Annotated in this window: 14 protein-coding genes; 3 read left to right on the forward strand and 11 right to left on the reverse strand. The window is 65.5% G+C overall.

Features of this window, described 5'->3' with window-relative positions:
- Positions 1 to 14 precede the first annotated feature (14 nt).
- Positions 15 to 1,232: a URC4/urg3 family protein gene (locus tag AC1DGP_RS01500; RefSeq protein ID WP_476776303.1), complete on the forward strand. Its 1,218-nt coding sequence runs from the start codon at positions 15 to 17 to the stop codon at positions 1,230 to 1,232.
- 70 nt (positions 1,233 to 1,302) lie between these two features.
- A complete protein-coding gene (gene upp, locus AC1DGP_RS01505; protein ID WP_476831663.1) occupies positions 1,303 to 1,944 on the forward strand; it encodes a uracil phosphoribosyltransferase in 642 nt (213 codons plus the stop codon).
- A gap of 99 nt (positions 1,945 to 2,043) precedes the next feature.
- On the opposite strand, the gene AC1DGP_RS01510 is transcribed toward upp, so the two are convergent.
- The 9 genes from AC1DGP_RS01510 to AC1DGP_RS01550 form a co-directional block, all read right to left on the reverse strand.
- Positions 2,044 to 2,475 (reverse strand): DUF1236 domain-containing protein, encoded by a 432-nt coding sequence (locus tag AC1DGP_RS01510; protein ID WP_441506469.1) that lies wholly within the window; start codon positions 2,473 to 2,475, stop codon positions 2,044 to 2,046.
- 121 nt (positions 2,476 to 2,596) lie between these two features.
- Positions 2,597 to 3,124, reverse strand: coding sequence for an ureidoglycolate lyase (locus AC1DGP_RS01515; protein WP_476768155.1), 528 nt, complete (start codon positions 3,122 to 3,124; stop codon positions 2,597 to 2,599).
- Between the two features lie 81 nt (positions 3,125 to 3,205).
- The gene (locus AC1DGP_RS01520) at positions 3,206 to 4,180 is read right to left on the reverse strand and encodes a tripartite tricarboxylate transporter substrate-binding protein (protein ID WP_441506471.1); all 975 of its coding nucleotides are present in this window, start codon (positions 4,178 to 4,180) and stop codon (positions 3,206 to 3,208) included.
- 62 nt (positions 4,181 to 4,242) lie between these two features.
- Positions 4,243 to 5,745, reverse strand: coding sequence for a tripartite tricarboxylate transporter permease (locus AC1DGP_RS01525; protein ID WP_113518957.1), 1,503 nt, complete (start codon positions 5,743 to 5,745; stop codon positions 4,243 to 4,245).
- Positions 5,746 to 5,749: 4 nt separating this feature from the next.
- Positions 5,750 to 6,268 (reverse strand): tripartite tricarboxylate transporter TctB family protein, encoded by a 519-nt coding sequence (locus AC1DGP_RS01530; protein WP_441506472.1) that lies wholly within the window; start codon positions 6,266 to 6,268, stop codon positions 5,750 to 5,752.
- Entirely contained in the window at positions 6,268 to 7,257 is a 990-nt protein-coding gene (locus AC1DGP_RS01535) for a LysR family transcriptional regulator (protein ID WP_069877455.1), read from the reverse strand. Before AC1DGP_RS01535 ends, AC1DGP_RS01530 begins: the two co-directional genes overlap by 1 nt.
- A 135-nt stretch (positions 7,258 to 7,392) precedes the next feature.
- Positions 7,393 to 8,337, reverse strand: coding sequence for a DMT family transporter (locus AC1DGP_RS01540; RefSeq protein ID WP_441506473.1), 945 nt, complete (start codon positions 8,335 to 8,337; stop codon positions 7,393 to 7,395).
- Between the two features lie 82 nt (positions 8,338 to 8,419).
- Positions 8,420 to 9,082: a glutathione S-transferase family protein gene (locus AC1DGP_RS01545; RefSeq protein WP_476768159.1), complete on the reverse strand. Its 663-nt coding sequence runs from the start codon at positions 9,080 to 9,082 to the stop codon at positions 8,420 to 8,422.
- A 26-nt stretch (positions 9,083 to 9,108) separates the two neighbouring features.
- A complete protein-coding gene (locus AC1DGP_RS01550) occupies positions 9,109 to 10,266 on the reverse strand; it encodes an acyl-CoA dehydrogenase family protein (protein ID WP_441506475.1) in 1,158 nt (385 codons plus the stop codon).
- 323 nt (positions 10,267 to 10,589) lie between these two features.
- Between AC1DGP_RS01550 and mgtE the strand changes: the two genes are divergently transcribed.
- Positions 10,590 to 11,963, forward strand: a complete 1,374-nt coding sequence (gene mgtE / locus AC1DGP_RS01555; RefSeq protein WP_441488951.1) for a magnesium transporter — start codon at positions 10,590 to 10,592, stop codon at positions 11,961 to 11,963.
- A gap of 127 nt (positions 11,964 to 12,090) precedes the next feature.
- Here mgtE and AC1DGP_RS01560 read toward each other — a convergent pair whose 3' ends face one another.
- A complete protein-coding gene (locus tag AC1DGP_RS01560; protein ID WP_476831664.1) occupies positions 12,091 to 14,034 on the reverse strand; it encodes a M23 family metallopeptidase in 1,944 nt (647 codons plus the stop codon).
- Between the two features lie 210 nt (positions 14,035 to 14,244).
- Positions 14,245 to 15,906, reverse strand: a complete 1,662-nt coding sequence (locus AC1DGP_RS01565) for a GGDEF domain-containing protein (RefSeq protein ID WP_476776305.1) — start codon at positions 15,904 to 15,906, stop codon at positions 14,245 to 14,247.
- Positions 15,907 to 16,095: the final 189 nt, after the last annotated feature.

The following is a 16,095-nucleotide window of genomic DNA, read 5'->3' on the forward strand; positions in this document are numbered from 1 at the left end:
AGCACCAGCCAGCCATGTCCGACCGTGACCCCGAGGCCGTCCGCCGGCTCCTGAAGCCCGCCGCAATCCGTGAGCGGGCGCAGGAAATGCTCCAGCTCGGCCTTGAGGGCCGCCTGCTGCATTTCTCCGTGCATCCCGAGCGGCTGGCGGCCTGCGCGGACTATGTCCTCGAGACGATCCGGGCAAATTATCCGACGCTGGACATCCCCTTCCACGCGCGCTGGCGCCATTTCGTGGTCGGAGGCATGGATCGCTGGAGCATGCTTGAGCGCGGGGCGCATTTCCCAGATGCCGGAGCGCGCGGCCGCGCGGCCTACGATCTCGCGGTCGTCAGCGTTCTGCTCGATGCCGGTGCGGGGCCCACCTGGAGTTATCACGACAGGGTGACGGGCAAGCCGATCAGCCGATCGGAAGGGCTGGCGCTCGCCTCGCTCGACATGTTCGCTGCGGGGCTGTTCTCGAGCGACGCGGCGGACTCGCTACGGGCCGATTCCGAGGCCCTGAAGCGGCTCGACACCGAGGCACTCGCCGCCGGTTTCCAGGCCGGACCGGCCAATCCCCTGCTTGCGCTCGAAGGGCGGGCCGCATTGCTGAACCGACTCGGCGAGGAACTCGAACGCCAGGGCCTGACACGGCCGGGCGACCTCTTCGATCGCTTCATCGAGACGGCGTCGGGCGGCTCGATCCGCGCCGCCCACATCCTGGCCGAGGTTCTTGGCACCTTCGGCGGCATCTGGCCGTCACGACTGACGATCGCAGGAATTGCCCTGGGCGATACCTGGCGTCATCCGCTGATCGCTCCGGATCTCTCCACGGCCGGACTCGTGCCGTTCCACAAGCTCTCGCAATGGCTCTCCTATTCGCTGATCGAACCGCTGCAATGGGCCGGCATCACCGTCGTCGATATCGATGATCTCACCGGCCTGCCCGAGTATCGCAATGGCGGGCTGTTCCTCGACGTGGGCGTGATCACGCTCAAGCATGCGGATGATGCGGCGCGCAGTCACGACGTCGCGTCGCCGCTCGTGGTCGAATGGCGGGCGCTCACGGTGGCCCTTCTCGATGAGTTGGGTGTGCTCATTCGGGAGCGGCTTGATCGCTCGCGGGACGAACTCCCGCTCGCCAAGATCCTCGAGGGTGGGACCTGGGCTGCCGGACGGCGCATCGCACGAGAAAAACGCGGGGATGGCGGGCCGCCCTTGACCATCGTCAGCGATGGCACGGTATTCTGAGACCGTGCTGCCGTGAGCAGCAGCCTTCGCCTGGGGCGAGGGCTCATGAGAACGATGAGGGGTAGAGCGTATGACCAGGCATTCCGACGGCGTCACCGTGGTCGACCATCCGCTGGTCCAGCACAAGCTGACGCTGATGCGGGAGAAGGATCGCTCGACCAAGAGCTTCCGGCAGCTCCTGAACGAGATCGGCATGCTGCTCTGCTACGAGGTCACGCGGGACCTGCCGACCGAGTTGATCGAGATAGAGACGCCGCTGACCAAGAGCATGCAGCCGATCATCGCCGGCAAGAAGCTGGTCTTCGCGCCGATCCTGCGCGCCGGCGTCGGCTTCCTCGATGGCATGCTGGAACTCGTCCCGGCTGCCCGCGTCGCTCATATCGGGCTCTATCGCGATCCTGATACGCTCCAGGCGGTCGAGTATTATTTCAAGGCCCCGTCCGACATTGCCGACCGCATGATCGTGGTCATGGACCCGATGCTGGCCACGGCAAACTCGGCCGTGGCGGCGATGKATCGGCTGAAGGAGCGCGGTGCCAAGGACCTTCGCTTCGTTTGCCTGCTGGCATCGCCGGAAGGGGTCGCACGCCTGCGCGGTGCTCACCCGGATGTGCGCATCTGGACGGCTGCGATCGACGAGCGCCTAAACGAGCACGGCTATATCGTGCCGGGCCTCGGCGATGCCGGCGACCGCATGTTCGGCACGCGCTGACGCATGGATTGAGGCCCGCCCCATTGCTGGAGCGGGCCCGATCTGAAGAGCGGCCGGGTCTCGATATAAGGTCGCCCTTCGGATCGTTTCGATCACCGGTTATTCGATCACCTGGACGATGCGGCGAGTCTGCGGCTCGACCAGGACGGCACGGTTGTTGATGACCGTATAGCGATAGTTCTGAGCGCCGTATTCCGTCGGCACCTGGCGGTAGACCACGCCCCGCTCCGGCAGGACCGTGCCGACGGCAACGGGTTCGGCATAGGTGTAGGACGGGACCTGCTGCTCGACGACATACTGGCGGAAGCGCGGTGTCGTCGCGTCGCCGATGATCGCACCGACCACCGCGCCGCCGACGCCGCCGACAACGGCACCGACCGGACCGCCGACAACCGCGCCACCGACGGCGCCGCTCACGGCCCCGCTGGTTGCACCGCCGACCGCGCCGCCCTTCGGCGCTGTATCCGTCTGGGCAAAGGCCATCGCAGGAGTTGCAGCGATAGCAGCAGCAATAAGGAGCTTCTTGATCATTTTCATTCTCCTTCGAATTCGGGAAACTGGGAGGAGAACGATGTACTGCAGATTAGGTTCCGGAATTTCGAGGTAACGAGATGTGACTGACCGCGAAAGAACTCGCGATCAGTTCGCGATATCAACGACTAACGTCGATCACGACGTGGATTTCTCGCTTGCGAAGGTCGACGACTTCGGTCCTTCGCGGGGGGCTGTTCGGGGTGTCGAAGAGCTCGCTTACGGTCGCCTCTTCCGAGAGGAAGAGAAAATCGGCATGCGTGCCTGACTCGGGATAGGCGTCGATCGAATGCCAGGTGCTGCGATGCAGCAGGATGCCGGTTCGCTCGAGGCGGAAGGCACGCAGGTTGGCACCCGTCGGGAAATCTGCCTCGCGCGGTGCGACCACGAGGACGGAGGATGGTCCTCCCAGCGGCATCCGGGTTTCTGTGACATGAAGATGCCGTTCCATGACCCGCACGACGAAGGGGCGGGCGTGATAGCGCACGATCTGGAGCCTGGCCTGGCTCTCGGCGCTGAACGGCTTGATCCAGATGTCATAGCCCTCGCGCCCGGCATCGCGGGGCCCTTCCGGCGCAAGCAGCCGGCCATAGGGCGCGAAGGTCTCGGCGGTGAGAGGCTCGATGGTGAGGCTGATCGTCTCGGTCATGGCGCGATGCTATCGGTTCGGGGCCAAAAGAAAACGGCGGGCCGCTGGGCCCGCCGCCATGGAAGCCGATAGGGAGGGCGCTTACTTCGGCGCCGCCGCCAGGGTCGGGCTGAGCTTGTCGGCGTCACGCTTGATCAACGCGCCGAAGCCGGCGGGCGTGCGCTCCTCGGCGCTCGGCATCACGGTGCCGAGATCGAGCAGGCGCTTCTTGACGCCTTCGTCCTTCAGGGCCTTGTCGAGCGCATCGACGAGCCGGTCGACGACCTCCTTCGGCGTGCCCTTCGGCGCGGCGATGCCGTTCCAGGCCTCGATCTGATACTCGGGCAGCCCGGCTTCCTTGGTGGTCGGCACGTTCGGCAGGGCGGGCGAGCGCTCGGTCGAGGCAATCGCATAAGCCTTGATCGTATCGGCCTTGACCTGCTCGGCGACGCTGACGATCTGGTCGCACATGAAATCGATCTGGCCGGAGACGAGATCGTTGAGAGCTGGGCCCGTGCCGCGATAGGCGACGGCGTTCAGCTTCGGCACGCCAAGCTGACCCTTCAGCAACGTGCAGGTCGTCCATGAGACCGATCCGACGCCGGCATGGGCCTCGTTCACCTTGTCGGTGTTCGTCTTCACATAGGCGACGAACTCTTTCAGGTCCTTCGGCTCGAAATTCTTGCGGGCGACGATCAGGATCGGCGTGCCGCCGGCGAGGCCGATCGGCTGCATGCCGTTGATCGGGTCGTATTTCAGGCCGGGATAGGTCGCAGGCGCAGCCGAGAAGGTGCCGAGATGGCCCATCGCAATGGTGTAGCCGTCGGGCGTTGCGGTCAGGGCGCGGGTGATACCGGTCGTGCCGCCGGCGCCCGCCACGTTCTCGATCACGACCTGCTGGCCGAGTGTCTTCGACATGTTCTCGCCGACGATGCGGGCGATGATGTCGGTCGGGCCGCCGGCAGCGAAGGGCACGATCATGGTGATCGGCTTCTCCGGATATTTCGACTGTGCCTGCGCGCTGCCGGTGAGGGCGAGCGCAACTGTCGTAGCCAAACCAAGTACGAGTTTCTTCATGTGGATCCTCCCAGAGATCGGTGACGTAGCGTGATGGTGAAATGGATGGCGAGGCAACCCCGTCATTCGGTGAACACCTCGTCGCGCTTCTGGGAGATCGATGGCAGCAGAGCGACGACCAGAATGATCACGGCGACGGCCAGCAGGCCGCCGGAGATCGGCCGTTCGATGAAGGTCATGAACGAGCCGCGCGAGATGATCAGCGCCTGCCGCAGCTTCTCTTCCATCAGCTTGCCGAGCACGAAGCCGAGCAGCATCGGGGCTGGCTCGAAGCCGAGCTTGATCAGGATGTAGCCGAACAGGCCGAACAGCGCGGTGAAGGCGACGTCGACCGGCTGGTTGTTCACCGAGTAGATGCCGATGCAGCAGAAGATCAGGATCGCCGGGAACATCAGGCGGTAGGGCACCTGAAGCAGCTTCACCCAGACGCCGACCAGCGGCAGGTTGATGATCAGCAGCATCAGGTTGCCGATCCACATCGACGCGATCATGCCCCAGAACAGTTCTGGGTTCTTGGTCATGACCTGCGGGCCGGGGATGATGCCGTGGATGGTCATCGCGCCGACCATCAGCGCCATCACCGCATTCGGCGGGATGCCGAGCGTGAGCAGCGGGATGAAGGCCGTCTGTGCGCCGGCATTATTGGCCGATTCCGGACCTGCCACGCCTTCGATGGCACCGCGGCCGAAGCGCGAGGGGTCCTTGGCGATCTTCTTCTCGATCGTGTAGCTGGCGAACGGGCCCAGCACCGCGCCGTTGCCCGGCAGGATGCCGAGAATGCCGCCGATGGCGGTGCCGCGTACGACGGGCAAGAACGACTGCTTGATGTCGTTCCAGTCCGGCAGCAGGCGGCCGATCTTGGCGCGCACGACGTCGCGCGTCTCGGGATTCTCGAGGTTCCTCAGCACCTCGGCAAAACCGAACACGCCCATTGCAAGCACGGCGAAGTCGATGCCATCGGACAAAGGTGGGAAGCCGAAGGTCATGCGCTCCTGGCCGGTCTCGAGATCGGTGCCGATCGTCGAGAGCAGAAGGCCGAGCATGATCATGCAGAAGGCCTTGAGGATCGAGCCGCGCGCAAGCACGACCGCGAAGCAAAGCCCCATGACCATCAGCGAGAAATACTCGGCCGGGCCAAACAGCAGTGCGAGCTTGGTCAGGGGCGCGCCGAGCGCGGCGATGATCAGGGTGGCGACGCAGCCGGCGAAGAAGGAGCCGAGCGCTGCGGTTCCGAGCGCAACGCCGGCGCGGCCCTGCTTGGCCATCTGGTGGCCGTCGAGGGTGGTGACGACCGCGGTCGCCTCGCCGGGGATATTGACCAGGATCGCCGTGGTCGAGCCGCCATACTGGGCGCCGTAATAAATGCCGGCCAGCATGATCAGAGCGCCGACAGGATCGAGGCCGAAGGTGATCGGCAGCAGCATGGCGATGGTGGCGATCGGCCCGACGCCGGGCAGCACACCGATCAGCGTGCCGACGAGGCAGCCGGCGAAGGCGAGTGCGATATTCTGCAGCGAGAGCGCGACGCCGAAGCCGAGCTGCAGATGGGCAATCATTTCACTCATTGAATCAGATCCCCAACAGCCAGGGTGCCAGGGGGATCGGCAGACCCAATGCATATTTGAACAGCAGTGCGCAGAAGGTCGTCATGACGAGCGCGAAGATCACCAGCTCCTTGATCTTGCGATCATCCGCGGCCAGGCCGGAGATCAGCACGACGAGGGGGCCTGAAACGACGAGACCGAGCTGCGGGACCTTGATCGGCCCCAGATCGAAGCCACGAATGGTGAGGCCGAAGACGACCGCGCCGCCGAGCACGAAGATGACGCCGCGCCAGGACCAGCCCGAGAGCTTCTCGCCGTTAAAGCGCAGCGAACTCAGGGCCAGCAGCACTCCGAGCCCGGCGCATATCACGGCAAACGCCTTCGGCAGCATGCCCGGCCCGATCTGCCGCAGCGACCCCATCGGCAGATCGCTGGCGAGGAACAGCGCCACGGCAGCGAGAAGGATCATGAACAGCCCGGCGGCCAGATCCTGTTGCGAACGGACACGCAGCCCCTGCGCGCGTTCAATAGTGTTCAAGCTCATCAGGCTCCTCCAGTCTGCGGTCTGGCGGTCTGGGCCGCACGCTTCAGTTTTTTGACAGGCATTGTGAATGGCAGGACGTTTTTCTCGTCGATCAACGTCACGCTTTCGCGAAGGATGTTCAGAAAGTCGTCGCGCGCCGCGAGCTTCTGGTGCGGACGCCAGGCGACGCCGACAAGGGCGCCGGGCGGCGGCGGATCGAGCAATGCGCCACGCAGGCGGCGCATGGTCACGCCCGGAAAGGTCAGTCGCGAGACCCAGTCGGGGGCGAGCGCCATGCCGAGCCCCGCGGCGACCGCAGACATCATGGCAGGCTTTTCGGTAGCCTCGATCGTCACGTTCGGCACCGAGCCGACGCTTTCGAAATAGGCCATCACGAGATCATAGGCGAAGGGCCGGATCCGCTTGGACGGAACGACGAACGGCTCGCCGATCAGGTCGTTCATCGTCAGGCTCTCACGGGCGGCGAGAGGGTGGCTCTCGTTGAGCACCACGATCGGCCGTTCGACACGCAATATCTCGAAGGCGCAGTCTGTCGGCTTGCGTGGCGGACGTACGAGCGCGATGTCGAGCTTGCCGGCTTCCAGCATCTGGATCAGTGCCGCGGTCATGGCTTCGACAAATTTGATCTCGATACCGGGATGGCGTTCGCGGAAGGCGACGAGAGCTTGCGGGACGAAGCTGGAGGAGGCGGCGTCGATTGCGCCGACCCGCAAGACCTTGCTCGAGGCGAGCGAGGCTTCGCGCACGGCGCGCGAGGCATGTTCCATCTTGACGAGGATGCCCTTGGCTTCCTCGAGCATCAGCAGGCCGGCGCGGGTCAGCGCGACCTGACGTGTCGTGCGCGTAAGCAGACTGACGCCCAGCTCGTCTTCCAACGTGCTGATCTGGCGCGAAAGTGCGGGTGGTGCGAGGCCAAGCCTTTCAGCCGCGCGGCCGAAATGCAACTCCTCCGCCACCGCGATGAAGCATCGCAGTTGCCGAACATCCATGACGATCGTCTGCTCCCCTCTGGCGTATCGCTTTTTGCGATATCTTCCAGCCTTCGCGGTTATGGCCTTTAGCGGCTGGTGCCGTGAAAGCGACCGTAGAGCAATTCATAATTTTTTGGCAACAAAGCCGTGGACCTAGCCGAGGCTTTCCTTGGGATGAGGGCCCTTGCGGCGCCGGAAGAGCCGTCCGTCGATCAGGGCGAGGCCGAGGAAGATCGCTGCCATGCCGAGGAAATGCCGTGGCAGCAGCGCTTCCCCGAGCAGCCCGACGCCAAGCAGGATGGCGCTGACCGGCACGAGGAAGGTCACCAGCATGGCGTTGCTGCCGCCGGCGCGCCGCATGATCTGGAAGAAGATGACATAGGCGAGCGCGGTCGAGAGCAGGGCGAGTCCGACCAACGCACCGATCGCGGCCTTGGATGGGAACGGGAGGAGCCATGGCGGGGCGAGGAGCAGGACCAGTGGCAGGGTCATGACCGTCGTGGCGCTGAGCTGGCCCGTTGCCGTCACCAATGGCGGGAGCTCGCGGAACCGGCGGCCATAGAGACCGGCAAAGCCATAAGAGAGAGCCGCCGCCAGGCAGGCGAGCTGCGGAAGCAGTGCATTGCCGAGCCCACTGATCACATCCGGGCCCATCAGGATGGCGACGCCGACGACACCGGCCAGCACGCCGGTGATCTTCAGTGGTGTGGCCTTCTCGTTGCTTCCGAAAAGATGAGCGACGACCACGCCGAAGACCGGGGTCGTCGCATTCAGGATCGCGGCGAGGCCAGCGCCGATCTGCGTCTGCCCCCAGAAGATCAGGCCGAAGGGGATGAGGTTGTTCAGCAGGCCCATGCCGAAGAAGGCGAGCCACATCCGGCCGCCCACTGCCATCGTCAGGCCAAGCGCGCGCACGGCGACATGGAGCACGGCTGCCGCAAGCGCGACCCGCGCCAGCACCACGGCGAGCGGCGGCCACTCCGTCACCGCGATCTTGGCGAAGAAGAAAGAGCCGCCCCAGAGCAGCGAAAGCACGAGCAGCAGGAGCCACTCGCGCGTGCCCATCGCGGGAGGCGGGGAGGCGGGAGAGGAGCCCATGGGGTCGGTCCTTGACGCGATCCTGAAACGCAGTTGCAGGATCGCTAGGGTGAAGTCAGGCGGGCCGCCACCCGCTTTCTGATCAGGCGGCTTCGGCGTCCCGTGCCTCCCACATCGCCTTGAAGGCAGGGCGGCCCTGGCAGACTTCGAGCCAGGCCTTCACATGCGGGACGGCGGCAAACAGCTCGGGCGCGCCGGTCTGGGCATAGCGAATGACTTCGGAGACATTGATGTCGACGACGGTGAAGCGACCGCCGACGAGATAGCCGTCCCTGGCGAGGGCATCGTTGAGCACCGCCAGAGGCGCGCGCAGGGCCTCTGCCGCGGCGTCGGCCAGTTTGGCGTCGCGCTCCGCCGGCGGCTTGGCAATGCGGTGATAGAGCGTGTTGAGCGCGTTGATCTCGCATTCGGTCGCGGCCCAGAGCGTCCACATCGCAGCAAGTCCCTCTTCCTGGACGTCTTTCGGCGCCAGCGGCCCGCCATGCTTGCGGGCGAGATAGAGGTTGATCGCGAGCGATTCGTGCAGGACGAAGCCGTCATCGTCGATCGACGGAATATGCCCGTTGGGGTTCACCTTCAGGAATTCGGCGCTGCGGGTATGAACCGGTGCGTCAGCCGCTTTGGGATCAGGCACCCGGCCGGCCTGGATCACAGGCACGTGCCTGAAGGAGAGGCCAAGCTCGTTGGCGAGCCAGATATTGCGCGTCGCGCGCGAACGATAGCACCCGTAGATCGTCAGGGTCATGAGGCAGGCTTTCAGGTTGGGGGTGGTCAGACGGTCTGGCGCAAGGTCTCGCGGGCGATGATCAGGCGCTGGATCTCGGAGGTGCCCTCATAGATGCGGGTGATGCGGGCATCGCGGGCATAGCGTTCGACGGGGAAGTCGCGGCAATAGCCGGCGCCGCCATGAATCTGGATTGCCGTGTCGGTGCAGCGATGCGCCGCTTCCGAGGCGAAGAGCTTGGCCATCGAGGCTTCCCGGGCGAAAGGCTCGCCGCGATCCTTCCGGGCGGCGGCGTCGAGGATCAGCAGCCGCGAAGCATGCAGGTCGAGCTCGCGGTCGGCGATCATCCATTGCAGGCCCTGGAAGTCGCTGAGCGCCTGGCCGAATTGCTGCCGCTCCTTGGCGTAGGATTTCGCGGCCTCCATGGCCGCGCGGGCGATGCCGAGCGAAACGGCGGCGACGCCGATGCGCCCGCCGGCCAGCTCGCCGACCGCAACCCGGAAGCCGTCATTCTCCCGACCCATCAGGTTCGAGGCCGGGATGCGTGCGCCCTCGAAATGGATGGTATTCGTGGCCGAGCCGGTCTGCCCCATCTTCTTCTCGGCCTTGCCGACGCTGACGCCCGGCGTGTCGGCCGGAACCAGGAAGACCGAGATGCCCTTGCCTTTCGGTGCGTCGGGGTCGGTCACGGCCCAAACGACGAAGAGGCCGGCATATTCGCCGCTGGTGATGAAGATCTTCTGGCCGTCGAGCACATAGCTGTCGCCGTCGCGGCGCGCCCGCATCCGCATGCCCGCGGGGTCCGAGCCCGCTCCGGCTTCGGTCAGGCAGAAGGCGCCGGCCGCATAGGTGCCGTCAGCGAGCTTCGGCAGATAGGCGGTCTTGTGCGCGGCCGAGCCGACCGCCTGGATGACCTCTCCGACCATATTGGTCACCGAGGTCGTGACCGCGGTCGAGGCGCAGGCGGCCGCGAGTTCCTCCAGTGTCAGCGCGAAGGCGACCGTGCCGGCCTCGCTGCCGCCGAACTCGCCGCGGACATTGAGCGCCATGAAGCCGTTTTCGGCGAGGGTCTTCAGATTGGCCAGGAATTCGCTGCGACCCTCGCCGCGATCGAGAGCCTCGGCCAGCGGCGCCAGCCGGTCGGACGCGATTTTCCGGGCGGCTTCGCGGATCAGTCCTTCCTCGTCGCTCAGCGCGAATTCCATGCTGCCCTCGTCGTTTCGTGCACCGACCTTAGAGGGCCGGCACTGAACCGCCAACCGGCGTGATCGGCTCGTTCCTGCGAAGATGGACGCGCGTTCCCGCACATGCGCTCCGGTCACGGAGATGGGGGTTGACGCGATGAGCCTTCGGGTGCATCTCGGCCTCGCTGCAAGCCTTCCGGCGGCAGTTTCACAGGAACCCCGACCCAATGCCAACCGACAGTCCCAGTCGACAGTCGATGCCGTCTGACGCCGCTTCGCGCGCCTGACCGGGGAAACCGGCTCGCCTGCGATCGGCCATGACGGCCGATCAAAGGATACGAGCTATGAATGCCGTTGCCACCGCACCGGAGCGGGATCTTCTCGCTGCAACCCTCGCCCAGACGCTGGCGCGGGACCATATCGCCGACATTGTCGAAACCCTGAACGACCAGGACGTCGAAACGGTTGCCGCCGTGCTCCTTGCCTTGCCGTTCGAACGGGCCGTCGAGGTCCTGGACCAGCATGAACTGACGGCGGCCTCCGAAGCGCTCGGCTTGATGCCGGAAGCGCGCGCGGCGCAGTTCCTGTCCGCCATGTCGGCGGACCGCGTCGCCGACGTGGTCCCGGAATTCGACGAGCCGTTGCGCCTGCGCCTGCTCGGCCGTGTCGACCACGACACGCGCGCGACGCTGAATCGCCTGCTCGCCTATCCCGAGCAAAGCGCGGGCTCGATCATGACGACGGAATTCGTCAGCGTCCCGGCCGACTGGACCGTCGCGCGCACGCTCGATTACATCCGGCATGTCGAGCGTACGCGCGAAACGATCTATGCGATCTATGTCCTCGATCCCGCGACCGGGAAGCTGGTCCGCGCCGTTTCGCTGCGCCGGCTGATCAGCGGCGATCCGCAGGCGCTCGTCGCCTCTGTCGTGCCCGAGATGAAGCCGATCAGCGTGACGCCGGAGGTCGACCGGGAAGATGTCGCGCGGCTGTTCACGAAATACGACCTCCTTGCCGTTCCCGTCATCGATGCTGGCGAGCGCGTCATCGGCATCGTCACGGTCGACGACGTCATCGATGCGATGATCGCGGAGACGACGGAGGACGTGCAGAAACTGGGCGGCATGGAGGCGCTCGACGAGCCCTACAACGAGATCAGCTTCGGCCGGATGATCCGCAAGCGCGCCGGCTGGCTCAGCATCCTGCTCATCGGCGAGATGCTGACTGCCTCGGTGATGCAGCACTATGAAGGTCAACTCGAGAAGGCGATCGTGCTGACCCTGTTCATCCCGCTCATCATGAGCTCGGGTGGCAATTCCGGGTCGCAGGCCACCTCGCTGCTGATCCGGGCGCTGGCGTTGCGCGAGATCAAGCTGAGCGACTGGTGGCGGGTGGCGCTGCGTGAGATTCCGACCGGCCTCACGCTTGGCGCCATCCTCGGCGCCATCGGTGTCGTGCGCGTCATCGCCTGGCAGAAGCTCGGTCTGTACGATTATGGCGAGCACTGGGCCCTGATCGCGGCAACCGTCGGCGTGGCTCTGCTCGGTATCGTCACCTTCGGTTCGCTCACCGGCTCGATGCTGCCCTTCATCCTCAAGCGCCTGGGTTTCGACCCGGCGAGTGCTTCGGCTCCCTTTGTCGCGACCCTGGTCGATGTCACCGGCCTGATGATCTATTTCGGGGTGGCCGCGATGATCTTGAGCGGCACCTTGCTTTGAACGCCCGCTGCAGGACGGGCACGGCTCCATCATCGGACCGGATCTCGTATCCGCTCCGATGATGTAAGCCTTCCGTGCTCGCATCGGCCTTCCCCGAAAACCGCAATCCCCGTCCCGGGGCGATGCCTTAGCCGGCGCGTCCGTTCTGCACCGCGACCGTGGTGGCGGGCCCGGGCTGCCTGAGCTTCTCGATCTGGCGTTGGTGGTCCTTGAACTCGCTCAGTGCCGTGCCGCCCAGGCTGTGATTGCTCGGCAGCTTGACCTTCATCGGATCGACGAAGTGGCTGTTGATCGTCACCTCATAATGGACGTGAGGTCCGGTCGAGAGGCCCGTCGTGCCGACGGTGCCGATGATCTCGCCCATGCGGACAGTGGCTCCGGGTTTGATCTGCGAGCCGATATTGGCCATGTGGTTGTAAGCGGTGGCGTAGCCGTTCGCGTGCTCGATCTCGACGCGGTTGCCGTAGCCGGCATGCGGGCCGGCGGCGACCACCTTCCCGTCACCTGCAGCCATGATCGGCGTGCCGCGGGGCGAGGCCCAGTCGACGCCGCTGTGAAGGCGTGAATAGCGCAGGATCGGGTGACGGCGCATACCGAACGGTGAGCTGATGCGTCCGATCTGGACCGGCCGGCGCAGCAGGAGCTTTCGCAGCGAAAGCCCTTCTTCGTCGAGATAGTCGACATCCCCGGTCTCGGGCGAAGCGTAGCGATAGACGCGGTGGGTCTCTCCCTCCGCCGTCAGGGCGGCATAGAGCAGCTCACGGCGGCCGGTCGAGGCGGCCTCGTCGTCGCTGAAGATCATCTCGAGGCGATCGCCGACATTCGTTCGCTGCTTGAGATCGAGATTCGATGCGAAGATGCCGACGAACTCGTCGATGAGTTCACGCGGTACCTGACTCTTGACCGCGCTGGCATAGACGCTCTGGAAGAGGGTGGCGCGCTCGCCGCTTTCCTCGTCGTCGTCATCGCTGCTGTCGTCAGCTGGATTGTGGTGCGCGTCATTCTTGGCCACCGCGACGAACCGGCCGCCATCATCTGCCGCAGCGATCTCTTCCGGGCCGGTTTCGTCGAAGAGAATGACGCGCTGGATGGTTTGGCCGCTGCCCTCCGGTGCGATCAGGAGGCGCAGATGCTGGCCTTCCGGGAGCTCCGCCTTCGCGCGCTTTCCGAGTGCGGCGACGATGGCCGCGACCCGCCGGTCGTCTGCGCCATTGTTCTGGAGGATGGAGGCCAGGGTGTCGCCATGGCCGAGCATGATGTCGCGCTCTTCGAACGGTCCCGGAGAGCCGGTGCGCACAGGAATATTGGTGACGTTCTCCGGGATGATTCTGACATCCAGAGAGCCGAATGCCGGTGAGCCGAGGGGAGCCGCCTGCTCCGTTTCGGTTTCCCCGGCCAAGCGAAGGGTGCGCGAGAGAATGCGCTGGTTCGAATACTCCAGCGGCAGTTGCGGTTCCGATCCGGAGAGGCGGAGCAACTCGGCAACCTGCTCGGCGGCGGCAGTATCGGAGAGGCCGGGCTCGGTGCCTGTCGCCGCCTGATCGGATAGATCGCGCCTCACGACCGACACATCGGCATCAGCGGGATCGACTGCCGCCTGCGGAGCAGCCTCTCGACCGGCGCTGGGCGGAGAGCTGAGCGATTCGAGGTCGGGCATGTTGGGAGCAGCTATCGCGAGCGGCGAGAGTTCCGCGGCGACATGGACGAGCGCATGGACCTTGGTGATTTCGCGCGCGCCGACCGTTTCGGTGAGCGGCGCACGGAAATGACGCGCCGTGCCGATCGAGAACCCGCGCTGCACAAGCAGGTCGCCCTTGCGGGCCGAACCGTTTGCACTGGTGCCGCGCGGCAAGGCCGTGACGGCCCGTTCCGGGCTTCGCGTGGCGGGGCTATCGGCCTCGGAAACCAGCAATGACGAGGTCAGCAATCCGGCTCCGACCAGCCCCAGAAGCAGGCTGGCCGAAAGCCACCGTCCCGAGAAGGCGGCGTGATCGCGCAGCGGCATGGGGCTCGGGCGAGGCGCAAAGGGATCGGTCAGCGCATCGGCGTTTTCGTCGTAGAACGGGCGCAACACCACTCCGTCGGTCGGAACTCTTCGCGACTCTGCCTGCGAGAACGGGGTGCCTCCCTATGTGCGGCGGGAAGGGGCGAAACTATGACGGCAGAAACTTTTCACCCGCGGCCCGTCAGCGCATGCGCGTTCGAGGCTGTTCGAGGATCGTCGTGAACCGGTGACGTTCCGCTGGTCGTCATCCCCGGCCGGGATGGCGATGAGCCCGAATCAGGACGTCTCTCGGTCTTCCTCGACACGGTTGCGCCCCGCGGCCTTGGCGACATAAAGCGCGCGATCGGCGGCTGTGACGAGCGCAGGCCAGCCTCCGTCCTGGTTTTCTCTTCGGGCGACGCCGAAACTCGCGGTCACCTCGATGCTTTGCCCCGTTTCCAGCGTGAAGGGGGAGGCCTGCAGAATCGTCCGGAGCCGCTCTGCGACGTCGACCGGCGATTCGACGTGTGGATCCATCAGGAGGATGGCGAACTCCTCGCCGCCAAAGCGGGCAATGACGTCGTCGCGCCGCAGCGCCGAGCGCAGGCGCTGGGCGGCTTCCTTGAGGATCGCGTCTCCCGCGGCATGGCCGAATCGGTCGTTGACGTCCTTGAAGTAGTCGATGTCGAGCAGGATCAGACCGATACCCGTCGGGTCGGCTTCCCCGTCATGGAGGTGAGCGACCAGCCGCTCCAGGGCGCCCCGGTTCAGCACGCCGGTCAAGCCATCGGTGTCGGCCCGTTTCCTCAGCTTTTCCGTCAGTGCCGCGCGTTCGTTGTCCAACGTGTTGCGCTCGATCAGCCGCCGGCGAAGCGTATCGAGCGCCAGGAAGAGGCTGCGCATCTCGCCCCGCATGCCCCGACCGTCGATGGGCTCCTGCACGGCTCCGTCGGCGAGGGCAAGGACGTGGCTGCGGGCGCGCAGCAAGGGCCGGAACAGCAGGTTCTGGCTGGCGACGAGCAGCGCGAGTTCGATGATGAGCGCAAGGCAGGTCGCGGCCACGACGGCGATGAGGGACCGCAGAGCGACGTTGCGCTCCATCTGCAGATGCTCGACGGTGACATCGAGATAGGCGTCGCGAAGCTGCTCCAGCGGTGCGAATGTCGGCACGATCAGATGGGTGAAGCTGGTCGGGGTGACGCCAAAATCGCCGGATTGGCCTGCTTTGAGCGTTCGCTCGAGCAGCGCCATCCCGTTCCCAAAGAAGCGCTCGACGACCGCCTGGTGCGCAGCGGCGACTCGCGCATCGTCGCTCGCCCCGGTCTGTTGCCCGGCGAGATCCCACAAGGCGAGCACCCGCCCCCGGCTCAGCTCGAACGCGCCCCTGCGGTCGAGATCGATCTGCAGGCCGCTGGCCATCGGGATGACCAGATGGGAGCCGAGCCGCCCGGCATATTCGCGCAGCTCGCTCAGCATGCGCGCGACCATGGCGTGGCCGACGAGATCGGTCTCGCCAGCCAGGAGGCCGGTCATGACCATGGACAGCATCGGCTGGGCCGCATCGAAGACGCCGAACATGGTCTCGACCGCCTGCTCGATCTCGGCATTGCTGCGCCCTGACAGCGGGCGGCTGGCGAGAGCGTCGACTTGCTGCCGGGCCGAGGCGAGCGTCTGGACCAGGGCATCCAGCGATGGCTTGAGTTGCGCGGTCTCGGAAATCCGCGCCAGCGCGGCGTCGGTCTCGGCGCGAAACGCGATCAGCCGCTGGCGGGAAGGGCTGTCGAGCGACGGCTCCTCGCCCAAGACGCTGTTCGTCGGCCCCCGTTCAGCAGTCAGCCGATTGGCCGCGTCCAGGGCGAACCGGAAGGCCTGCAGCTTGGAGAGATTGTCGCGACTGGCGTCCAGATCGCTGTAATAGCTGGCGATGAGTGTCAGGCCGAGGGCCAGTGAACAGGCCATGACCAGGATGATCGCGGCCCAGAACCGGTAGCTCAGATTGGGATGCTCTGAGCCAGGGCGGTCTGCGGCATTTCTTCCAGCGGGAACCATGGCAGACAGAATTTACTCGCATCACCCATGGGAAACTGCCCAGGGGGCGGATATTCCGCTCAGAATATCGCCGCAAGAGGAAAGTCCAGGCGGACCGAT

This window comes from Allobosea sp. 05T433 (assembly GCF_056396065.1).